This window comes from Blastococcus sp. SYSU DS0617 (genome assembly GCF_054051075.1).
On the sequence record NZ_JBJHAO010000003.1, the window covers coordinates 199,371 to 220,757 of the forward strand.

The following is a 21,387-nucleotide window of genomic DNA, read 5'->3' on the forward strand; positions in this document are numbered from 1 at the left end:
GCGGGTCCGCGGACGACAGGGAGAGCCGATGTCCAGGACGTGGCGGGCACTGCTGGTCGTGGTGCTGGCGGTGGGCTCGGTGCTGCTGCCGGTCGGTCCGGCCGCGCAGGCGGCCGCTCACCGGACCATCACGTACTCGATCACCACGCAGGGGACCGTCTCCGGGAAGGTGTCGCAGTTCGCCGCTGTGGCGGCCGCGACCCTCCGCGACCCGCGCGGATGGAGCCTGGGCGGCAGCATCGACTTCGTGCGGGTGCCCTCGGGCGGGAACTTCACGCTCGTGCTCGCGGCGCCGCGGGTCATCGGCGCCCAGCCCGGCTGCGACGCCTTCTACAGCTGCCGGGTCGGCCGGAAGGTGTACATCAACGACGCCCGGTGGCGGACCGCCACGCGCACCTGGCCGCACGGTGTGCCGCTCTACCGGCAGTACGTGATCACCCACGAGGTCGGGCACTGGCTCGGCGTCCCGCACCAGAGCTGCCCGTCGCGCGGGCGCACCGCCCCGGCCATGCAGCAGCAGTCGATCAACCTCCAGGGCTGCCTGTCGAACATGTGGCCGATCATGGAAGAGCGGGAGCGGGTGGCCCGCACCTTCAGGGTCCCGGTCACCTGGACCGCCATCGAGCGCCGCTACTCCGCGCTCGGCCGCGGGAAGAGCCCGTTGGGGCTCCCCCTCACGTGGGAGACCCGCACGCCGGACAAGCGCGGCTGGATGCAGCACTTCTCCCGCCCCGGCGGCGCCTCGATCTACGCGACCGCCGCGACCGGCGCGCACGAGATCTACGGGGCGATCCGGCAGCGCTGGGGCCGGCTGGGCTGGGAGCGGGGGGCGCTGGGCTACCCGGTCACCGGTGAGCTCCGGACGCCGGACGGCAGGGGCCGGATGCAGCACTTCTCCCGCCCCGGCGGCGCCTCCATCTACTGGACGCCGGCGACCGGCGCACACGAGATCTACGGCCTCATCGGGCAGCGCTGGATCGCCCTGGGCTGGGAGCGGGGACCGCTGGGCTATCCGGCGTCCGACGTGATGCGGACGGCGGACGGGGTCGGCCGGGTGCAGCACTTCTCCCGCCCCGGCGGCGCCTCCATCTACTCGACCACCGCGACCGGCGCGCACGAGGTCTACGGTCGGATCCGCGCCCGCTGGATGCAGCAGGGCGCGGAGCGCGGACCGCTGGGCTATCCCGTCAGCGGCGAGTACGCGGTGCCCGGGGGTCGGCAGAGCGACTTCCAGCGCGGGTCCATCCGCTGGGACTCGGCGCGCCAGGTGGCGGAGATCCTGCCGCGCTGACGGCGTGCCCCGCGCGGCCGGCCCGGCGCCGGGCTGGTGGGATGGGCGGGTGGACGACGACCTCCGGCTGCACGGCCGCACCCTGGGCGACGCCGGGCCCCGCGTGGTCTTCCTGCACGGGCTGTTCGGCCAGGGCAAGAACTGGACCACCATCGCCAAGGGGCTGGCCGACGGGCACCGGGTCACGTTGCTCGACCTGCCCAACCACGGCCACTCGCCCTGGACCGACCGCGTGGACTACGTGGACATGGCCGACCTGGTCGCCGCCGAGCTGGCCGCGCACGGCGAGCCGGTGACGCTGGTCGGGCACTCGATGGGCGGCAAGGTGGCGATGACCCTCGCCCTGCGCCGGCCCGAGCTGCTGCACGCGCTCGTCGTCGTCGACATCGCGCCCGTCGAGTACCCGCTCCAGGGCGGCCGGACCGACGACGAGGACGAGGAGGCGTCCCCGTTCGCCGCCTTCATCGCCGCGATGAAGGCCATGGACCTGAGCGCGCTGGACAGCCGCGCCGACGCCGACGCCGCGCTGAGGACCGCAGTCCCGAGCCGGATGGTGCGCAGCTTCCTGCTGCAGAGCCTGGTCCGGGACGGGGTGGGCGCCGACGGCGGCTGGCAGTGGCGGCTCAACCTCGACCTGCTCGAGCGCGACCTCGGCGAGCTGCGCGGCTTCCCGGACCCGCCGGCCGGTGCCACCTTCGACGGACCGGTGCTCTGGATCGCCGGGGCGAACTCGCACTACGTCCTCCCCCGGGACCGGGAACGCATGGACGAGCTGTTCCCCTCCACCCGGCTCGTCCGCGTCAAGAACGCCGGCCACTGGGTGCACTCCGAGCAGCCCGAGGTCTTCCTCGAGACGCTGCGGCTGTTCCTGGACGCGGTCGAGCAGCCGTCGTAGGGCGCCGACGGGGTCGGCACGTGCGCGCTCCCTCCCGGCGGACCATGCTGGGCCGATGCGGCAGGAGTCGGTGGTGCATCCCGTGCACCCGCGGCTGCGCCCGTTCGTCGCCGCCGCGGTGGGCTACCGGCACGAGGGGCTGCCGCCCGGCGAGCACCTGGGGCTGCCCTCCCCCTTCCTCACCGTCGTCCTCGCGCTCGACGAGCCGCTGGAGATGGCCGCCCATCCCGACCCCGCCCAGGCCCCGGGGCGCTACGACGGGCTCGTGGGTGGGCTGCACACCCGTCCGGCCCGCATCGCCCACCCGGGGCGGCAGTCCGGCATCCAGCTGTCGCTGACCCCGGCCGGCGCCCGCGCCCTGCTCGGCTGCCCCGCCTCGGCGCTGGCGTCGCTGGACGCCCCGCTGGACGACGTCCTCGGCCCGACCGGCGCGGAGGTGATCGAGCGGGTGCGGTCCGCCGAGGGGTGGCCCGCCCGCTTCGCCGTCCTGGAGGAGGCGCTGCTCCGCCGGGTGGGACACGGCGAGGTCAGAGCCGAGGTGGCGGAGGCCTGGCGGCTGACGACGGCGTCGGCCGGGCGGCTGCCGGTGGCCGAGGTGGCCGCGCGCGTGGGCTGGTCGGTGCGGCACCTGGAGCAGCGCTTCCGGGCCGAGACCGGGTTGGGCCCCAAGGAGGCGGCCCGGGTCGCGCGGTTCGACCGGGCCCGCCGGGCGCTGGCCGAGCGGGCGGCAGCCGGGCGGGGGCTGGACCTGGCCGGGCTCGCCGGCGCGACCGGCTTCGCCGACCAGGCGCACCTGACGCGGGAGTGGCGGGCGTTCTCCGGGCTGCCGCCGACGCGCTGGCTGGCCCGGGAGTTCGGATTCGTGCAAGACACCCGGGCGCTGTCCGCGGCACTGTCCACGGCATGACTTCTCCTCAGCCCACCGTCTGGCCCGCCTTCCGCGCCACTGATGCCCCCGCCCTGATCCGTTTCCTCGTGGACGTCCTCGGATTCCAGGAGACGGTCGTGCACCGCGACGGCGACCTCGTCGCGCACGCCGAACTCGCCTGGCCCGAAGGCGGAGGCGTGATGCTCGGGTCGGTCAGGGACATCGTCGACGACCCGTGGCCGGTCGTGCCCGGCACCGCGGCCTGCTACGTCGTGACCGCCGATCCCGAAGGCGTGCACTCCCGGGCCGTCGCGGCCGGCGCCGAGATCCTGCGCGCGCCGTACACGACCGACTACGGCTCCCGCGACGTCACGGTGCGGGACCCCGAGGGCAACCTCTGGCAGTTCGGCACGTACGCGGGGGAGCCACGGCCGTCCGCGTGAGCCGCTCTACGGTCCGGGGGTGACCGTCGCGCGCTCCGTCCTGCTGTTCGTGCTGGCCGCCCTGGCCGAGATCGGCGGCGCCTGGCTGGTCTGGCAGGGCGTGCGCGAGGCCCGCGGCTGGCTCTGGATCGGCGCCGGGGTGATCGCGCTCGGCGCCTACGGCTTCGTGGCCACGCTCCAGCCGGACGCGAACTTCGGCCGGATCCTCGCCGCCTACGGCGGCGTCTTCGTGGCCGGATCCCTGCTGTGGGGGATGGCGGTCGACGGCTTCCGACCCGACCGGTACGACGTCGCCGGCGCGCTGCTGTGCCTGGTCGGCGTCGCCGTGATCATGTACGCGCCGCGCGCCGTCTGAGCCGGCCGTCGGGGGATCCGGCGGGCGGCCCGGCAGACTGGCGACGTGAACGGGAACGGGTCGGAGTCCGACGGCTCCGAGGAGCGCTACACGGGGCCGCCCTCCTACGGACCGCCGCCCGGCTACGGCCCGCCGCCCGGCTACGGACCCCCGCCCGGGTACGGCCCGCCTCCTGGCTACGGACCGCCGCCCGGGTACGGACCGCCGCCTGGCTACGGACCCCCGCCTGGCTACGGCCCGCCCGCTGGCTACGGACCGCCGCCCGGGTACGGCGCGCCCCCTGGCTACCGCCCGCCCCCCGGATACGGGACGGGCTTTCCCGGACCGGTGCCGACCTGGCCCGCGGGACCGGGGCGACCCGGCGTCGCCACCTCGGCCGCCGTCCTGGGGTTCGTCACCGCGGGCCTGACGGCGCTGATGACCGCCGGCTTCCTCCTCGGGCTGGCCGCCGGGGACGACGACGCGGTGTACGTGCTGACGGTCATCACCGGCGCGCTCTGCGCCGCCGGGCTCGTCACCGGCGCCGTCCGGCTGCTGAGCCGGAGATCGGCCGACCTGCTCTTCGTCAGCGCGCTGGCCGCGCTCGCCTCGCTCGCGCTCATCGCCGTGGTGGGCACGTCCACGCTCTACGCGGACGAGGCCGACTTCATCCTCACCTTCTCGTTCCTCGGAGCCCCGCTGCCGGCCGTCACCGCGGTCCTGGCCCGGAACCGGGCGACGACGGGCTGGGCCTCGTCCGGCCCCTGATCGGGCCCGCCGGTCTCAGCGGGACCGGGACCGTGCGCGCCGGCGGCGGGCCTTGTCGGCGTACATCGCGTCGTCGGCCGCGCGGACGACCTGCTCGTGCACGTCGGCCGGCTCCTCGCCCCCGGGTGCGGAGCCGATCCCGATGCTGAGACCGATGGAGACCTCCTGACCGCTGAGCTCCAGCGGTGCGGTCACCGCGGTGCGCAGGCGGGCGGCCAGCACCTCGGCGTCGGGCCGGTCGGTGTTCTCGCACACGATGCTGAACTCGTCGCCGCCCAGGCGGGCCGCCGTGTCGCTGGCCCGCAGCACCGACCGCATCCGGTCGGCGAAGGCCACGAGTACGAGGTCGCCCATCGGGTGGCCCAGCTCGTCGTTGATGGCCTTGAAGCCGTCCAGGTCCATGATCAGCACGCACGTGGTCGTGCGCTCCCGCTGGCCACGCTCCAGGGCGTGCCACAGCCGGTCCTGGAAGAGGGAGCGGTTGGGCAGGCCGGTGAGCGGGTCGTGCAGCGAGCGGTGGACCAGCTGCTCCTCGAGGGCCTTCCGCTCCGAGATGTCCTCGATGATCATGACCAGGTGCGGCTCCCGGCCCGGCGTCTCCGGCTCGACCCACGAGGTGGCCACCTGCACCGGGACGGCGTGCCCGTCCGGGCGGACGAGGCGGCACTCCTGCCGCACCGCCTGCTCGGGCCGGGCGCTGAGGCCGGCGCACGCCTCGCGCGCGCCGGTCACGTCGTCCGGGTGGGTGAGGTCGAACAGCGAGCGACCGCGCAGCTCCTCGGGGGAGATGCCGAGCAGCTCGCCCAGGGCCCGGTTCACGTCGATCAGCACACCGTCGGTGGTGGTCAGTGCGACGCCCATGGGCGCGTGGGCGAACACGGTGGCATGGTCGGCAGGGGGCAGCGCATCCACCACCTCGATCACATCCCCACCTCCGTCGCCTGCACTCATCTTGCGCGACGGCACCGACGAACGGTGCGGCAGGCGTCACGGAACCGTTCCGGGTCGCCTCAATGGGGGACCTCGTACGGGTGCAGGATGCACGGAGAGTTCCGTCAGGAGGCGTCCGTGAACGAGTTCGACCTGGTGCTGCCCACGGCGGTCGACGTCCGCGAGGTGGGCATGCGCGACGGCCTGCAGCTCGAGGCCCCGGTCCCGCTGGAGGCCAAGCTGGAGATGCTGGAGGCGCTCGTCGCCACCGGCGTGCGCCGCATCGAGGCGACGTCGTTCGTCTCGCCGAAGGCAGTGCCGGCGCTGGCCGACGCCGACCAGGTGGCCGCGGAGCTGGCCCGCTGGCCCGAGGTGCACTGGTCGGCGCTGGTGGCCAACCCGCGCGGTGCCGTCCGCGCCGTCGACGCCGGGGTGGCCGACCTCGAGTACGTGGTGTCGGCCACCGACGGGCACAGCCGCGCCAATGCCGGGCGCTCGACCGCGGAGGCCGTCGCCGCGGTGGGGGAGATCGCCGGCCTGGCCCACGGCGCCGGCGGCTCGCTCGAGGTCATCATCGCCACCGCCTGGGACTGCCCCTTCGACGGCCGCACGCCCATCGCACGCACGGTCGACGTCGCCCGCGCCGCCGTCACCGCCGGTGCCGACCAGCTGTGCCTGGGCGACACCATCGGGACGACGACGCCGCTGCGCGTGGTGCAGCTGCTCGACGCGGTCCGCCGGGCGTGCCCGGGCATCCCGGTGGGCGTGCACTTCCACGACACCCGCGGCACGGGGCAGGCCAACGCGCTGGCCGCGGTGCAGGCGGGGGTGACCCAGCTGGACGCCTCCATCGGCGGGCTCGGTGGTTGTCCGTTCGCCCCGGGCGCCAGCGGCAACATCGCCACCGAGGAGCTGGTCTACATGCTGGAGGAGTCCGGCGTGCGCACCGGGCTGGACCTGGACGCCGTCCTCACCGCCGCCCGCGTGACCGAGCGCGCCGTCGGGCACGAGCTGCCCAGCTCGCTGTACCGGGCCGGCGGGCGTTCCGTGCCGCGTTCGCTGGACGCCCGGTGAGCGCCCCCGGCTCCGGGGAGCCCCGGCGGATCGTCGACCCGCTCGCCATGCGCGACGTCCTGGGCCACTTCGCCTCCGGCGTCACGGTGCTGACGGCGGACACCGACGAGGGCCCGATCGGCTTCACCTGCCAGTCGTTCAGCTCGCTGTCGCTGGACCCGCCGCTGGTCGCCTTCGCGCCGGCCCGCTCGTCGCGGACCTGGGCGCGGCTGCGCACCATCGGCCGGTTCTGCATCAACGTGCTCGCCGAGGGCCAGGACGCCGTGTCGCAGAACTTCGCCCGCTCGGTGCCGGACAAGTTCGCCGGGGTCCCGTGGACGCCGAGCCCCCACGGCTCCCCGGTCCTCGACGACGTCGTCGCCTGGATCGACGGCGAGCTCTGGGCCGAGTACGACGGCGGCGACCACACCATCGTGGTGGCCCGCGTGCTCGACCTGGGGGCCTCGGCCGACCGTCGGCCGCTGCTGTTCCACCGCGGCGCCTACGGGCTGCTGCACCGCGCCGAGGGCTGAGCCCGGCCGGGTGTGGGCCGGGGCGCCGACGGGCACCGCAGGACCGACACCGCGAGGAGGACGTCATGGGACTGCTCGACCGGCTCTTCGGCCGCGGCCAGGGGTACCCCGCCGGCTCCCGAGGTCAGGGGTACGGGCAGGCGGGCCCGGGGCGCTACGCCCGGCAGCCCGACGGGCAGCCGCTGCCGGACGAGCAGGCCATCGCCCGGTACCGGTACCTGCTGCGCACCGCGCCGCCGGAGCAGATCGAGCAGGCTCACGCCGAGGCGTTCGCGCAGCTCACGACCGACCAGCGGCAGCAGGTGCTCGCCCAGCTGGCCGCGGCCGTGCCGGCCGGAGAGCGCCCGCGCACCGACGACGTCGAGACCCTGGCCCGGGTGGCCACCCGCGCCGAGATGCGGCAGCCCGGCACCCTGGAACGGGCACTCGGCGGCTACGGGCCCGGCTACGGCGCAGACCCCGGGTACGGCGGCCGGCCCGGCTACGGCGGCGGCATGGGGATGGGCGGCATGATCGGCGGCAGCCTGCTGGGCACCATCGGTGGCCTGGTCATCGGCACCGCGGTCGCCGATGCGCTGTTCGACAGCGGGCTGGGCGACGGCGGCCTGTTCGGTGGCGGGGACGAGGAGGCCTACGCCCAGGGATTCGAGGACGGTGGCGACGTCGGCGGTGGCGACTTCGGCGGTGGCGACTTCGGGGGCGGGGACTTCGGGGGCGGGGACTTCGGCGGGGGCGGTGACTTCGGGGGCGGGGACTTCTGAGGCTCAGGGCCCGGTCGGGTCGGCCGTCCCACGGCTGCGGCGGAGCAGCAGCAGCCCCAGCACCGGCAGCACGAGCGGGACGTACAGGTAACCGCGGCCGAAGCCCGACCACACCGTCTCGTCCGGGAAGGCCGCCGGATCGACCAGCGAGAGCGTGCCCACGACGAGGACACCCACGAGCTCGACGCTGATCGCGGCCAGGGCGACCCGCCGTCCCGCCGGCCCCCGGGCCAGCGCCACCGTGGCCACCAGGTAGACCGCCGCGGCGAGCGCCGACAGCAGGTAGGCCAGCGGCGCCTGGTCGAAGCGGGTGGCCAGCTGCACACCCGCCCGGGCTCCCGCGGCGAGCGCGAAGACCGCGTAGAGCGCCACCAGCACGCGCGCGGCACCCGGGGTCCCGGATCCCGGCTGCGCCGGAGCCCCCAGCGTGCGGTCGTCAGGCACCGGTCGCCTCCCAGAGCTGGAGCAGCCGCCAGACCATGACGCCCACCGTCGCTCCCGCGACGGCCAGCACGGTGCCGGCCCAGCGGGTCACCTCGGTGCGGGCCCACAGCACCCCGGCGACGGGGATCAGCACGGCGCCGGAGAGGTACCCGAGGAACGTCGGGGTGTCGGCCGGGGTGTCGGAGTCGAGCGCCGCGAGCGCGACGACCGCCTGCACCAGCAGCAGCGCCTCGAGGACGCCGGCCAGGCCCAGGTGCACCAGGCCGATCCGTCGCCGGGCCAGCGTCGAGGCCACACCGGTCAGCACGAGCAGCACGGCGACCACGGTGATGACGACGACGAGCCCGGGCTGCACCGGGTCATCCTCCCGCGTCCCCCCGGCGGATCCTGCTGACGGGGGCGGCGGGTCCTCCCTCAGCGGTGCACGGACGACATGTCCGGGTAGCGGTCGCCCGCCGCGGCGCCGACCGGCGCGGCCTCGTCGATCCGGCGGAGGTCGTCGTCGGTGAGCGCGACCTCGACGGCCGCGGCGTTCTCCTCGAGGTACCGCACCCGCTTCGTGCCCGGGATCGGCACCACCGCCGGGTTCCCCCCGCGCCCGCTCTGCGCCATCACCCAGGCGAGCGCCAGCTGCGAGGCGGTCGCCCCCTTCTCGTGGGCGATCTCGCGCACCCGGTCGACCAGCTCCAGGTTCTGCGCGAACGCCTCGCCCTGGAACCGGGGGTTGCGGCGGCGGAAGTCGCCCGGATCCAGGTCGTCGGCGCTGCGGATCTGCCCGGACAGGAAGCCGCGGCCGATCGGTGAGTAGGCGACGAAGCCGATGCCGAGCTCGGCGCAGGTGGCCAGCACGCCGTCGTCCTCGGGATCCCGGGTCCACAGCGAGTACTCGGTCTGCACCGCGGTCACCGGCTGCACGGCGTGCGCCCGGCGGATCGTGTCCGGGGCCGCCTCGGAGATGCCGGCGTGCCGGATCTTGCCGGCCTCGACCAGCTCGCGCAGCGCTCCCCAGGTGTCCTCGATCGGCACGGCCGTGTCGACCCGGTGCTGGTAGTAGAGGTCGATGACGTCGACGCCGAGACGCTGCAGCGAGGCGTCGCAGGCCCGGTGGACGTACTCGGGGCGCCCGTTGATGCCCAGGAACCCGCCGTCCTCGCTGCGCTCGTTCCCGAACTTCGTGGCCAGGACGACCTCGTCCCTCCGGCCGGCGATCGCCTGGCCCACCAGCCGCTCGTTGGTGAACGGCCCGTACATGTCCGCGGTGTCGAGGAACGTGATCCCCAGGTCCAGGGCCCGGGCGATGGTCCGCTCCGCCTCCGCCTGGTCGGCGGTGCCGTAGAACTCGCTCATCCCCATGCAGCCCAGGCCCTGGGCCGGGACGGAGAGGGAGCCGAGGGTGCGTGTCTGCATGCGCCGGTCGGTGCCCAGCAGGCGTGCAGCCAACCGCCGGTCACGATGCGGCCCCGGCCGCCCCCCGGTGTTCCCCTTACGAAACCGGTATGGCAGTTTAGGGCCGCCTTACTAAGGCATGCCTTCCTTTGCCGCCGACAGGAGTTCCATGCGTACCAGCGCCCGGCCGTTCGCGGCCCTCGCCCTGCCCCTCGCCGCCGCCCTGGCGCTCTCGGCCTGCGGCGAGGACGCCGCCACCGAGACCGCGTCGGCCGAGGAGGAGGCCACCGTCTCCTTCACGTGGGACCGCAACGTCAACGCCGCCGACGAGGACGCGGACGCGGAGTACGAGGAGACCACGGTCGAGGCCCCGATCGACCCCGAGAAGATCGTCGTCTTCGACATGGCCAGCCTGGACACGATCGGCGCGCTGGGCGGCGAGGTGGCAGGCGCCCCGCTCGACTCGGTGCCCGGGTACCTCGAGGACGCCCTCGCCGACGACGCCTTCAACGCGGGCACCCTGTTCGAGGCCGACCTGGTCGAGATCGAGTCGCAGCAGCCCGACCTCATCGTCATCGGTGGCCGCTCGTCGGCGCTGTACGACGACCTCAGCGAGATCGCGCCGACCGTCGACCTCAGCCTCCGCGGCACCTACACCGAGACGCTCGAGCGCAACGCCAGCTTCCTCGGCGAGGTCCTGGGTGCCGAGGACGAGGCGGAGGCCGCGATCGCCGAGGTCACCGAGGGCATCGAGGAGGCGCGGGCCGCCACCGCCGACGCGGGCACCGGTCTCGGCCTGATGGTCTCCGGTGGCGAGCTCAGCGCGCTGGCCCCGGCCGGGGACAGCTCCGACGCCCGCGGCGCCCGCGGCGGGCTGATCTACGACGCCTTCGGTGTCGAGCCCGTGGTGGAGGACATCAAGGCCGCCACCCACGGGGAGCCGGTCTCGTTCGAGTTCCTCCTGGAGACCGACCCCGACTACCTGTGGGTCGTCGACCGGGACGCCGCCACCGATGCCGAGGGCGCGCAGGCCGCGGAGCAGGTCCTCGACAACGAGATCGTCCGCCAGACCACGGCCGCCCAGGAGGACCAGATCATCTACCTGGACCCGACCGCCTGGTACGTCGTCTTCGGCGGGATCGAGACCACCAAGATCATGATCGACGACGTCCTGCAGATCGCCGGATGACGAGCGCGGTTCCCGCGGAGCGGTCGTCCTGACGTCCGTGACGACGCTCGACCGGACCCCGACGAGCACCCCTGCCCGCACGCGGCCCCGCCGCACGTGGGTGGGGGTGCTCATCGGCGTCCTCCTCGTCGTCCTCGCGTCCGCGAGCCTGTTCGTCGGGGTCTCCGACGTCTCGCCGTCATCGCTGCTGGCCGGCGGCCGGGACGGCGACGCGGCCTTCCTGCTGGTCGCCAGCCGGATCCCGCGGACCCTCGCCGTGCTCCTCGTCGGAGCCTCCCTGGGCATCGCCGGCCTGATCATGCAGATGCTGGTGCGCAACAAGTTCGTGGAACCGGGCACCACCGGCGTCAGCGAGTTCGCGACGCTCGGCATGCTCGTCACGATGGTGTTCCTCCCGGGCCTGCCGGTGGTCGGGAAGATGGGCGTGGCCGCGGCGTTCGGCCTCTTCGGCACCTGGGTGTTCCTGCGGGTCGTCCGGGTCGTGCCGGTGCGCCAGCTCGTCCTCGTCCCGCTGGTCGGCATCATGCTCGGCGGCATCGTGGCGGCCGTCACGACGTTCTTCGCCTACCGCCTCGACCTCCTGCAGTCCCTCCAGCAGTGGTCGCAGGGCAGCTTCGCCACCGTCATGCAGGGCCGGTACGAGTTCCTCTGGATCGCGGGGTTCATGGTCGTCCTCGCGTGGGTGGCCGCCGACAGATTCAGCGTGATCGGTCTCGGTGAGGAGTTCGCGACCAACCTCGGCCTGCACTACCGGCGGGTCGTCGCCGTCGGCATGGTGATCATCGCGGTGATCACCGCGGCGGTGCTCGTCACCGCGGGCCTGATCCCGTTCCTCGGCCTCGTCGTCCCGAACGTCGTCAGCCTGATCATCGGTGACAACGTGCGGCGGGCGATCCCGTGGGTGGCCGGCCTGGGCGCCGTGTTCGTCCTCGCCTGCGACCTGGTCGCCCGCGTCGTGCGCTTCCCGTACGAGATCCCGCTCTCGGTCATCGTCGGCGTCATCGGTGCCGCGCTGTTCCTCTGGTTGCTGCTGCGGAGGCGGGGCCGTGCTCACTGACCCCACTGTCACGGAGTCCGGCGCGCTGCCCGCTGCCGGCCTGCACCGGACGAGGCTCGCCGCGGCCTGGGCGAGCCCGGGGGCCCGGCTCGCGCTCCTGGGCGGGGCCGTCCTCGTCCTGACCGCGGTCTACCTCTTCACCGACGTGCCCGGGTCACTGGCGTTCGCGCTGGAGATCCGCAGCCTGACGGTGGCCGCGATGCTCGTCGTCGCGACGGCGGTCGGCGTCTCCACCGTCGTGTTCCACACCATCACCCAGAACCGCATCCTGACCCCCTCGATCATGGGGTTCGACGCGTTCTACGTGCTCATCTCGACCGTGATCGTGTTCTTCTCCGGATCGGCCGCCTTCCTGGCGTTCGACCAGTTGACGCTGTGGCTGGTCCAGGTCGTCGTGATGGTGGCCTTCAGCGTGCTGCTGTTCACCTGGCTCTTCGGCGGCAAGCGACGCTCGATCCACCTGATGCTGCTGGTCGGAATCGTGCTCGGGACGTTCTTCCGCAGCTTCACCGAGTGGATGCAGCGCATGCTGGACCCGCTGGACTTCCAGGTGCTGTCGGACGCGATGTTCGCCTCGCTCACGCGGCCCGACGAGACGCTGCTGGCGCTCACCGCGGGCCTGGTCGCCCTCGGGTGCGCCGCGATCGTGCCGCTGCTGCGCACCCTCGACGTCCTCACGCTGGGGGAGCCCGCCGCCGTGGGTCTGGGGGTGGACCACCGGCGGGTGGTGATGGTCCTCTTCGCCGGCGTCTCGGTCATGATCGCCGCCTCGACGGCGCTGGTCGGCCCGATCCTCTTCTTCGGCCTGATCGTCGCCAACCTGGCCTACTCGTACGCCGGCTCCTTCCGCCACGTGTGGACGCTGCCCGCCGCCGTGCTCATCGGGATGATCTGCCTGCTGGGTGGGCAGCTGGTCCTGGAGCGGGCGTTCGGGTTCGGCGGAACGCTGTCCACGGTCATCGACTTCGCCGGCGGGTTGTTCTTCCTGTACCTCGTGCTCCGGAAGGGGGCGCGATGATCGCGCTCGAGAACATCACCAAGCGCTACGACGGCCAGACCGTCGTCGACGACGTCTCGATCGCCTTCGGCGGGGAGGGCGTGACGGCGCTCATCGGCCCCAACGGCGCCGGGAAGTCGACGCTCTTCGGCCTCGTCGGCCGCCTCATCCAGGCGGACGCCGGCCGGATCACCGTGGACGGGATGGACATCGGCTCGACGGCCTCCAGCGAGCTGGCCAAGATTCTCGCCGTGCTCCGCCAGGACAACCACATCGCGGCGCGGCTGACCGTGCACGACCTCGTGGAGTTCGGCCGGTTCCCGCACTCGCGGGGACGGCTCACGGTGCGCGACCGGGAGCACATCGACGATGCGATCGGCTACCTCGAGCTCGATGCCTACCGCGGCCGGTTCCTCGACGAGCTCTCCGGCGGCCAGCGTCAGCGCGCCTTCATCGCGATGGTGCTGGCGCAGGACACCAAGTACGTGCTGCTGGACGAGCCGCTCAACAACCTCGACCTCCGGCACATGACCGAGATCATGCGGCTGATCCGCAGGATGGCCGACGACCTGGGCAAGCGGGTGATCATCGTCCTGCACGACATCAACTTCGCGGCGACCTACGCCGACCGGATCGTCGCGATGCGCGACGGCGTGGTGGTGGCCGATGCCCCGTCGCGCGAGATCATGCGGCCCGAGGTGCTGGGCGCCGTCTACGACACCCCCGTCGACGTCCGCGAGATCGACGGCAAGCCGGTCGCCCTCTACTACGGCTGAGCACCCCCGGCCGAGCGGGCGTCAGCCCGGCAGCAACCACCCGGCTGCCAGCATCGCGACGAACACGGTCGGCACCAGCCAGCGGCCAGCAGCCTCTGCCAGCTTCGCCCCGCGGGACGGCGGGAGGGCACCGTCGAGCGGCAGCACCAGCGGGTCGGCATCGTCCCCCGTCCGACGTCGCTGCACCAGCTCCCACGTGGTGCCGGCTCCCATGAGGACGACGCCGACGCCGATCGCGGCGCCGGCGGGCGCGGTGGCCACCACGTCGTCCAGCAGCACCAGGGCGGCCACCATGAGGCCGGTCGGGGCCAGCGAGGCCAGGACGGAGAGGACCGGCCGGCGCAGGACCATGCGCAGGAAGTGCTCGCCGTAGGCGGCGAGGCCCACGGTTCCCGCCACGAGCAGGCAGAGGACCGCGACCATGCCGCCCGTGATCCCGAGCGGCTCCCCCGCTCCGAGCGCGGCGAGACCGAACACCGCCGGCGGGAAGGCCAGCGCCTGGAGCGCGGCCGCGGCGACGCCGCCGGCGATGGCAGCCGGGGACTGCCCCTCGGCGGGCGCCAGCTCCAGGCTTCGGGCGTAGGCGACCGGGTCGCCGAACGCATCGGCGGCCTGCTCGCCGCTCTCGGCGCAGTGCGAGTCGACCTCGGCCACCACCGCGCCGATCCGGTCGCCGGCCACGCCCCGCAGCCGCAGCTCGAGCAGCAGCCCCTCGGTCCACCGCGGCTCGACGTGCGGAGCGAGCCGCTGCTCCAGCGCGAAGCGGCGCCGCTGCCGGCGGGTGCGGGGGCCCTCGACGGTCGTCATCGGACGGTCTCCTCGGGGAGTGCGGTCGTCGCATCCGCGACGAGGGTGCGGGTGATCGTGGTGAAGCGCATCCAGCCGTCCGCCCGCTCGGCCAGGCGGTGCCGGCCGTCGGCGGTCAATCGGTAGTACTTGCGGCCGGGCCCGCCGTCCCCAGGCCGCCATTCGACGGTCACCAGCCCGGACTGCTCGAGCCGGCCCAGCAGCGGGTACAGGGTGCCGCCCTTGATCGCGCCGAGACCGGCGTCCTCCAGTGCGGTGGAGATGGCGTAGCCGTAGGTGGGCCCGTCCACGAGCACGCGCAGGACGCAGAGGTCCAACGCGCCACGCAGCCACTCGGAGGGCCAGCTCGAGCTCACCGGTAGAAGGTAGCGCTACCTAGAAAGCGTGACAACCTAGACGGCGCACCGGCACCGGGCGGTAACTCTCCGGCGACGCCGTCGTTGAGACAGGGCACACATCGTCGTGTCCCGCCCTGGAGGGCCCATGCGCCGCTCGTCCCGCCGACTCCTCGGTGCCGTCAGCGGGGCGCTCGTCGTCGCCGCGGTCGCCGTCTCCCCCGCGTCCGCCGCGCCGTCCGGACCGCTCGCCCCGGTGCAGGACTTCCTGGCCGCCCAGCTCGGTGCGCTCACCGGTAGCACGACCGTCCTCGTGCACGGCGTCGACGCCGCGTCCGCCCGTGCCGCGGTCGCCGCCACCGGGATGCGCCCGGTCACCGAGTTCGAGCGGATCGGCGTGGTGGTCGCGTCGGGCACCGCCGACCAGATCGAGGCCGCCCGCACCCGGCCGGGCGTCACCTACCTCGAGGGCAACACCCCCATCGAGATGGCGCAGGAGACCTCCAACGTCGCCACCCGGGGCGCGGAGGCCGCGGCCACGCTGACCGGCCCGGACGGCGAGCCGCTGGACGGCAGCGGCGTCTCGGTGGCGGTGATCGACTCGGGCATCGACCCGAACCACCCCTACTTCCGCAACGCCGACGGCAGCAGCGCCGTCGTCGCCAACCTCAAGAGCCTGTGCCTGGTCGAGGCGACCACGAACCCGGACTGCGTCGTGCGGGTGCCGAAGGTCGTCGACACCGACACGCTCTCCCTCGGCGGGCACGGCACCCACGTGAGCGGCATCGTCGCCGGCCGGCCGACGATGCTGTCCGGCGGCGACCGGCTCCAGGGCGCCGCCCCCGGCGCGAGCCTGGTGTCGATCTCCACCGGCGCCGTCCTCCTGATCGTGGGGGCGGACTCGGCCCTGAACTGGGTGCTGGAGAACCACGAGGCGCCGTGCGGCGCGGGCGTCTCCCCCGCCGTCTGCCCGCCCATCAAGGTCACCAACAACAGCTACGGCCCCACCGGCGGCGGCCCGTTCGACCCGAACTCCGCGACGGTCAAGCTGCAGCGGGCGCTGGCCGCCGAGGGCGTGGTCACCGTCTGGGCCGCCGGCAACGACGGCGGCGACGGCTCGGCCTCGCTCACCAACCCGCCCGGCCAGGACCCGACCGGCGGCATCCTCTCGGTCGCCTCCTACTCCGACCAGGACACCGGCACCCGCGACGGCGTCGTCAGCGAGTTCTCCTCCCGGGGGGCCGCCGCCGACGCCTCCACCTGGCCGGACCTGTCCGCGCCGGGCGACGGCATCACCTCGGCCTGCCGGCCCTACCTGCCGATCTGCGCCACCGGCCTGGACTTCCGCAACGGTCCGGGGCTGCTCGACCTCGGCACCTTCAACACGATCAGCGGGACGTCGATGGCCGCGCCGCACGTCGCCGGCATCGTGGCCCAGCTGTTCCAGGCCGATCCGGGGGCCACGCCGGCAGAGGTCGAGGCGGCGCTCACCGGCACCGCGCACCGGTTCACCGACGGTGCGCCGTACGCGACGGTCGGCGGCCGGACGACGTCGTTCGACAAGGGCGCCGGCCTCGTGGACGTCGTGGCGGCGGTCGCGCGGCTGACCGGCAGCTGAGCCACGGGTTCCACGTGGAACAGGCCCGGGGCGGCGTGACGTACGCCATCCCGGGCCCTCCCGGCGTCGCGTCCGGTGATCGACGGGGGTTAGATAAGTCCGTATGTGCGGCCTCTGCGGCGAGATCACGTTCGACGGCTCGACGGCGGACACCACGGCCGTCGCCCGGATGGTGGAGGCCCTGGTCCCCCGCGGTCCGGACGGCCAGGGCTCGTGGAGCAACGGCCGGGTGGCGTTCGGCCACCGCCGGCTGTCGGTCATCGACCTCTCCACCTGCGGCTCCCAGCCCATGGTGGACAACGAGCTGGGGCTGACCGCGGTCTTCAACGGCTGCATCTACGACTACCAGGAGCTGCGGGCCGAGCTGGAGGGCCACGGCTACCGCTTCTTCTCGCGCAGCGACACCGAGGTGATCCTCAAGGGCTACCACCACTGGGGCACCGACGTCGTCTCCCACCTGCACGGCATGTTCGCGTTCGTGATCGCCGAGCGGGACACCGGGCGCGTGGTCATGGCCCGCGACCGGCTGGGCATCAAGCCGCTCTACCTCTCCGAGACGCCGGGCAAGCGGTTGCGGTTCGCCTCGACGCTGCCGGCGCTGCTCCGCGGGGGTGACGTCGACACCTCGATCGACCCGGTCGCGCTGCACCACTACCTGTCCTGGCACGCCGTCGTCCCGGCTCCCCGGACGATCCTCAACGGCGTCCGGAAGCTGCCACCGGCCACGGTGCGGGTCATCGAGGCCGACGGGTCGAGCACCGAGCACCGCTACTGGAACGCCACCTACGAGCGCCGGCCGGAGTACGCCAACTGGACCGCGCGCGACTGGGAGGACGCGATCGAGGACGCGCTCCGAGTGGCCGTCCGGCGTCGCCTGGTCGCCGACACCCCCGTCGGCGTGCTGCTCTCCGGGGGCCTGGATTCCAGCCTGATCGTGGGGCTGCTCGCGCAGGAGGGCCAGTCCGGCCTGGCGACCTACTCGATCGGCTTCGAGTCCGTCGGCGGCCACGAGGGCGACGAGTTCGCCTACTCCGACGTCATCGCCGAGCACTTCGGCACGAACCACCACCGCATCCGGGTGGGCGCCGACGAGCTCGCGGGCTCGCTCGGCCACGCGATCGGGGCGATGGCCGAGCCGATGGTCAGCCACGACGTCGTCGCCTTCGACCTGCTCAGCGAGCGGGTCTCCCAGACGATCAAGGTCGTGCAGTCCGGCCAGGGCGCCGACGAGGTCTTCGCCGGGTACCACTGGTACCCGCCGCTGGCCGGGATCGACCGCGAGAACGCGGTGCAGACCTACGCGAAGGCGTTCTTCGACCGGGACCACGCCCAGATGCGCGGTGTCGTCGCCGACCGCTATGCGCTCGCCGAGGACCCCAGCCTGGGGTTCGTGCGGGCGCACATGGCGGCTCCGGGGGCCGAGACCGCCGTCGACGCCGCCCTGCGCCTGGACAGCGAGATCATGCTGGTCGACGACCCGGTCAAGCGGGTGGACAACATGTCCATGGCGTGGGGCCTGGAGGCCCGCGTGCCCTTCCTGGACCACGACCTCGTGGAGCTCGCGGCGCTGTGCCCGCCGGAGCTCAAGCTGGCCGACGGCGGCAAGGGCATCCTGAAGGCGATCGGCCGGCGGATCATCCCGCCGGAGGTCATCGACCGGCCCAAGGGCTACTTCCCGGTGCCGTCGATCACCCACCTCGAGGGCAAGGTCCTCGGCCTCGTCCGCGACGCGCTCTCCAGCGACGCCGCCCGCGACCGGGGGCTGTTCCGCCCGGAGTACGTCCGCGAGCTGCTCGCCGACCCCAACAGCGAGCTGACCCCGTTGCGCGGCAACAAGCTGTGGCAGCTGGGTCTGCTCGAGCTGTGGCTCCAGACCCACGTGGCCTGAGGGACGCCGGCATGCCCCGCATCGCCGGCCACCGGCGTCGGACGGCCGTGGCCCGCACCCCGGCCATGACCGACCGGTCGTGGCGGCAGCCCTCCGAGCACCAGCGCCAGGGCATGCAGGACGACGTCGTCCTGGACATGGGCTGGGGACGGCTCGTGATGGGTCAGACCTTCGCCGACCTGAGCGGCATCGTGCACGCTCTCCGGGCGGAGGAGGTGGGCGAGCGGGACATCTGCATCTACCCGCGCGACCCGCACGTGCTCGTGGGCCTGGCTCCCGACGAGCTGTTCATCGACCCGAGCTACACCTTCCGCCTGGACCTGCACCGCTACCGGTCACGGCACGAGCTCATCCGCGACGTCTTCGTGCGCACGGCCACCTCGCGCGCCGACATGGACGCCATCAACGAGATCTACGCACTCAACGGCATGGTGCTCGGTGACGCCGACATCATGTGGGACAACCACCGCACCCGCTGCTTCACCTACCTCGTCGCCGAGGACCGCCGCACCGGCCGGATCGTCGGCACCGTCACGGGGGTGGACCACACCCTCGCCTTCGACGACCCCGAGGGCGGGACCAGCCTGTGGTGCCTGGCGGTGCACAACCAGGACGCGCCCACGGGCACCGGTGAGGCGCTCGTGCGCGTGCTGGCCGAGCGCTACGTCGGCCGCGGGCGGGCCTACCTCGACCTGTCGGTCATGCACGACAACGAGGGCGCGATCCGGCTGTACCGCAAGCTCGGGTTCCGGCGCGTCTCCGCCGTCTGCGTCAAGCGCAAGAACCCGATCAACTCGCCGTTGTTCGCCGCCCGCCCCGAGGGCCTGGAGGACCTCAACCCCTACGCCCTGATCATCGCCGAGGAGGCGCTGCGCCGGGGTATCCGGGTGGAGGTCACCGACGGGGGATGGGGCGAGATGCGGCTGTCGGTCGGCGGTCGGTCGGTGGTCACCCGGGAGTCGCTGTCGGAGTTCACCACCGCGGTGGCCATGAGCCGCTGCGACGACAAGCGGGTGACCCGCCGGATCATGGAGCGGGCCGGGGTGCGCGTCGCCCGGGGGGCGGTGGCCGGCATCGACGACGTGGCGGCCGCGTCGATCCTGATGCGCGAGGTCGGTGCGGTCGTGGTCAAGCCCGCGCGGGGTGAGCAGGGCAAGGGCATCACCGTCGGCGTCAAGGGCGACGCCGCGCTCCAGCGCGCGGTGGAGGCGGCCGCGCAGTTCTGCCCGGAGGTGCTCGTCGAGGAGCTCGTGCCCGGCCAGGACCTGCGCGTCGTCGTCATCGACCGGGAGGTGGTCGCGGCGGCCGTCCGGCGCCCCGCCGAGGTGATCGGTGACGGGCGGAGCACGGTGGCCGCGCTCATCCGCTCCACCAGCCGGCGGCGCGAACGGGCGACCGGCGGCGAGTCACGGATCCCGATGGACGCGACGACCACCGAGGTCGTGGCCGAGGCCGGCTACGCGATGGACGACGTCCCCCGTCTCGGGGAGCGGATCCAGGTGCGCCGGACGGCGAACCTGCACACCGGCGGCACGATCGAGGACGTCACCGACCAGCTGCACCCGGAGATCGCCGCGGCGGCCGTGCGGGCCGCCGAGGCGCTGGACATCCCGGTCACCGGCATCGACTTCCTCGTGCCGGAGGTCGGCGGCACCGACTACGTGTTCATCGAGGCCAACGAGCGGCCCGGGCTGGCTAACCACGAACCGCAGCCCACCGCCGAGCGCTTCGTGGACCTGCTCTTCCCGGAGACCCGCCGCCGCTGAGGAGGGACCCCCTGCCCCGCGCCACGATCAGGTGACCTGATCGTGGCGCGTCCTCCCTCACCGCCCACCGTGAGGGAGGACGCGCGACGGTGAGGGAGGACAGCGGTCAGAGGCCCAGTTCGGCCCGGATCTCGTCGCTGTGCTGGCCGGCGCGCGGCACGGACCCGACCGAGCCCGGCGTCGCGGAGAACCGGGGGGCGACCGCGGGCTGCACCGTGCCGTCGACCTCGACGAAGACCTCGCGCTCGCGGTTGTGCTCGTCCTGCGTGGCTTCCAACAGCGACCAGACGGGCGCCACGCACGCGTCGGTGCCGGCGAAGACCTGCCACCACTCGTCGCGGGTCCGGCTGCCGAACAGCTCGGTAAACCGCTCGCGCAGGGCCGGCCACTGCTCGGGCTTGTACCGGTCGGGGAACGTCTCGTCCCCGGCCACGCCCAGCCCCTGCAGCAGCGCGGCGTAGAACTGCGGCTCCAGTGCGCCGACGGCGAGGAACTGCCCGTCGGCGCAGCGGTACACGTCGTAGAACGGCGCCCCGGTGTCCAGCAGGTTCACGCCCCGCTCGTCCTGCCAGCCGCCGGTCGAGAGCATCCCGTGGATCATCGTGGTGAGGACGGCGGTGCCGTCGACGATCGCGGCGTCGACCACCTGCCCCTCCCCCGTCGCCCGGGCGTGCAGCAGCGCGGCGACGGCGCCGAGGGCCAGGAACACTCCCCCGCCGCCGAAGTCGCCCAGCAGGTTGATCGGGGGCGCCGGCCGCTCGTCCGGCCGCCCGCTCGCGCCGAGAGCCCCGGTGAGCGCGATGTAGCCGATGTCGTGCCCGGCCGTGGGCGCCAGCGGGCCGGTCTGCCCCCAGCCGGTCATCCGGCCGTAGACCAGCGCCGGGTTCTCCCCCAGCAGCGCGTCCGGCCCGAGGCCCAGCCGCTCCATGACACCCGGGCGGAAGCCCTCGAGCAGCACGTCGGCGCGCCGCACGAGGGCGCGTACCACCTCGACGTCGGCCGGGTCCTTGAGGTCCAGCGCGATCGAGCGCTTGCCGCGGTCCAGCAGCGACGTCGCCCCGAGGCCTCCACCGCTCCCGCGTCGGTCGATGCGAACGACGTCGGCCCCCAGGTCGGCCAGCAGCATGCCGCAGAACGGCCCCGGCCCCAGCCCGGCGAACTCGACCACACGCACACCCGAGAGCGGACCCACGGTTTCTCCTCTGCTGCCCGGGGCCACGCCGTCGTGCGCCCTCGTCGGTGGCATGC

General features: G+C 73.7%; 23 protein-coding genes. 16 read left to right on the forward strand and 7 right to left on the reverse strand.

Annotated elements, in window-relative coordinates; genetic code table 11:
- Positions 1-28: 28 nt before the first annotated feature.
- The 6 genes from ACI793_RS05535 (at position 29) to ACI793_RS05560 (ending at position 4,599) form a co-directional block, all read left to right on the forward strand.
- Positions 29-1,291, forward strand: a complete 1,263-nt coding sequence (locus ACI793_RS05535; protein ID WP_456605365.1) for a DUF3152 domain-containing protein — start codon at positions 29-31, stop codon at positions 1,289-1,291.
- Positions 1,292-1,340: 49 nt separating this feature from the next.
- Complete coding sequence (locus ACI793_RS05540) at positions 1,341-2,186, forward strand: alpha/beta fold hydrolase (RefSeq protein ID WP_456605366.1); 846 nt, start codon at positions 1,341-1,343, stop codon at positions 2,184-2,186.
- Between the two features lie 55 nt (positions 2,187-2,241).
- Positions 2,242-3,093: a helix-turn-helix domain-containing protein gene (locus tag ACI793_RS05545; protein ID WP_456605367.1), complete on the forward strand. Its 852-nt coding sequence runs from the start codon at positions 2,242-2,244 to the stop codon at positions 3,091-3,093.
- Positions 3,090-3,497, forward strand: coding sequence for a VOC family protein (locus tag ACI793_RS05550; RefSeq protein ID WP_456605368.1), 408 nt, complete (start codon positions 3,090-3,092; stop codon positions 3,495-3,497). Before ACI793_RS05545 ends, ACI793_RS05550 begins: the two co-directional genes overlap by 4 nt.
- A 19-nt stretch (positions 3,498-3,516) precedes the next feature.
- The gene (locus ACI793_RS05555) at positions 3,517-3,852 is read left to right on the forward strand and encodes a YnfA family protein (RefSeq protein ID WP_456605369.1); all 336 of its coding nucleotides are present in this window, start codon (positions 3,517-3,519) and stop codon (positions 3,850-3,852) included.
- A 327-nt stretch (positions 3,853-4,179) separates the two neighbouring features.
- The gene (locus ACI793_RS05560) at positions 4,180-4,599 is read left to right on the forward strand and encodes a hypothetical protein (protein ID WP_456605370.1); all 420 of its coding nucleotides are present in this window, start codon (positions 4,180-4,182) and stop codon (positions 4,597-4,599) included.
- 15 nt (positions 4,600-4,614) lie between these two features.
- Here ACI793_RS05560 and ACI793_RS05565 read toward each other — a convergent pair whose 3' ends face one another.
- Positions 4,615-5,523 (reverse strand): GGDEF domain-containing protein, encoded by a 909-nt coding sequence (locus ACI793_RS05565; protein WP_456605371.1) that lies wholly within the window; start codon positions 5,521-5,523, stop codon positions 4,615-4,617.
- Between the two features lie 144 nt (positions 5,524-5,667).
- Here ACI793_RS05565 and ACI793_RS05570 point away from each other — a divergent pair, with 144 nt between their 5' ends.
- From ACI793_RS05570 to ACI793_RS05580, 3 genes are all read left to right on the forward strand, one after another.
- Entirely contained in the window at positions 5,668-6,603 is a 936-nt protein-coding gene (locus tag ACI793_RS05570) for a hydroxymethylglutaryl-CoA lyase (RefSeq protein ID WP_456605372.1), read from the forward strand.
- Complete coding sequence (locus tag ACI793_RS05575) at positions 6,600-7,115, forward strand: flavin reductase family protein (RefSeq protein WP_456605373.1); 516 nt, start codon at positions 6,600-6,602, stop codon at positions 7,113-7,115. The genes ACI793_RS05570 and ACI793_RS05575 overlap by 4 nt, the downstream gene beginning before the upstream one ends.
- A gap of 65 nt (positions 7,116-7,180) precedes the next feature.
- A complete protein-coding gene (locus tag ACI793_RS05580) occupies positions 7,181-7,876 on the forward strand; it encodes a hypothetical protein (RefSeq protein ID WP_456605374.1) in 696 nt (231 codons plus the stop codon).
- A gap of 3 nt (positions 7,877-7,879) precedes the next feature.
- Here ACI793_RS05580 and ACI793_RS05585 read toward each other — a convergent pair whose 3' ends face one another.
- The 3 genes from ACI793_RS05585 to ACI793_RS05595 are packed head-to-tail and all read right to left on the reverse strand — an operon-like array spanning position 7,880 to position 9,727.
- Positions 7,880-8,320, reverse strand: a complete 441-nt coding sequence (locus ACI793_RS05585) for a hypothetical protein (RefSeq protein WP_456605375.1) — start codon at positions 8,318-8,320, stop codon at positions 7,880-7,882.
- Positions 8,313-8,675, reverse strand: coding sequence for a hypothetical protein (locus ACI793_RS05590; protein WP_456605376.1), 363 nt, complete (start codon positions 8,673-8,675; stop codon positions 8,313-8,315). The genes ACI793_RS05585 and ACI793_RS05590 overlap by 8 nt, the downstream gene beginning before the upstream one ends.
- 59 nt (positions 8,676-8,734) lie before the next feature.
- A complete protein-coding gene (locus ACI793_RS05595) occupies positions 8,735-9,727 on the reverse strand; it encodes an aldo/keto reductase (protein ID WP_456605377.1) in 993 nt (330 codons plus the stop codon).
- 148 nt (positions 9,728-9,875) lie between these two features.
- Between ACI793_RS05595 and ACI793_RS05600 the strand changes: the two genes are divergently transcribed.
- The 4 genes from ACI793_RS05600 to ACI793_RS05615 are packed head-to-tail and all read left to right on the forward strand — an operon-like array spanning position 9,876 to position 13,725.
- Positions 9,876-10,895 (forward strand): siderophore ABC transporter substrate-binding protein, encoded by a 1,020-nt coding sequence (locus ACI793_RS05600; protein WP_456605378.1) that lies wholly within the window; start codon positions 9,876-9,878, stop codon positions 10,893-10,895.
- A gap of 37 nt (positions 10,896-10,932) precedes the next feature.
- Complete coding sequence (locus ACI793_RS05605; RefSeq protein ID WP_456605379.1) at positions 10,933-11,952, forward strand: ABC transporter permease; 1,020 nt, start codon at positions 10,933-10,935, stop codon at positions 11,950-11,952.
- A complete protein-coding gene (locus ACI793_RS05610; protein ID WP_456605380.1) occupies positions 11,942-12,970 on the forward strand; it encodes an iron chelate uptake ABC transporter family permease subunit in 1,029 nt (342 codons plus the stop codon). Before ACI793_RS05605 ends, ACI793_RS05610 begins: the two co-directional genes overlap by 11 nt.
- Positions 12,967-13,725, forward strand: a complete 759-nt coding sequence (locus ACI793_RS05615) for an iron ABC transporter ATP-binding protein (protein WP_456605381.1) — start codon at positions 12,967-12,969, stop codon at positions 13,723-13,725. Before ACI793_RS05610 ends, ACI793_RS05615 begins: the two co-directional genes overlap by 4 nt.
- Before the next feature lie 21 nt (positions 13,726-13,746).
- Here ACI793_RS05615 and ACI793_RS05620 read toward each other — a convergent pair whose 3' ends face one another.
- Together ACI793_RS05620 and ACI793_RS05625 are read right to left on the reverse strand one after the other, a co-directional pair.
- Complete coding sequence (locus ACI793_RS05620; protein ID WP_456605382.1) at positions 13,747-14,532, reverse strand: hypothetical protein; 786 nt, start codon at positions 14,530-14,532, stop codon at positions 13,747-13,749.
- Positions 14,529-14,888 (reverse strand): PadR family transcriptional regulator, encoded by a 360-nt coding sequence (locus ACI793_RS05625; protein WP_456605383.1) that lies wholly within the window; start codon positions 14,886-14,888, stop codon positions 14,529-14,531. The genes ACI793_RS05620 and ACI793_RS05625 overlap by 4 nt, the downstream gene beginning before the upstream one ends.
- Before the next feature lie 127 nt (positions 14,889-15,015).
- Between ACI793_RS05625 and ACI793_RS05630 the strand changes: the two genes are divergently transcribed.
- From ACI793_RS05630 to ngg, 3 genes are all read left to right on the forward strand, one after another.
- Positions 15,016-16,485: a S8 family serine peptidase gene (locus ACI793_RS05630; protein ID WP_456605384.1), complete on the forward strand. Its 1,470-nt coding sequence runs from the start codon at positions 15,016-15,018 to the stop codon at positions 16,483-16,485.
- Between the two features lie 103 nt (positions 16,486-16,588).
- Entirely contained in the window at positions 16,589-18,373 is a 1,785-nt protein-coding gene (locus tag ACI793_RS05635) for an N-acetylglutaminylglutamine amidotransferase (RefSeq protein WP_456605385.1), read from the forward strand.
- Between the two features lie 11 nt (positions 18,374-18,384).
- Entirely contained in the window at positions 18,385-20,139 is a 1,755-nt protein-coding gene (gene ngg, locus ACI793_RS05640) for an N-acetylglutaminylglutamine synthetase (protein ID WP_456605386.1), read from the forward strand.
- A gap of 106 nt (positions 20,140-20,245) precedes the next feature.
- Here the strand turns inward: ngg and ACI793_RS05645 are convergent, their stop codons facing one another.
- Positions 20,246-21,331, reverse strand: coding sequence for a CaiB/BaiF CoA transferase family protein (locus ACI793_RS05645; RefSeq protein WP_456605387.1), 1,086 nt, complete (start codon positions 21,329-21,331; stop codon positions 20,246-20,248).
- Positions 21,332-21,387 lie beyond the last annotated feature (56 nt).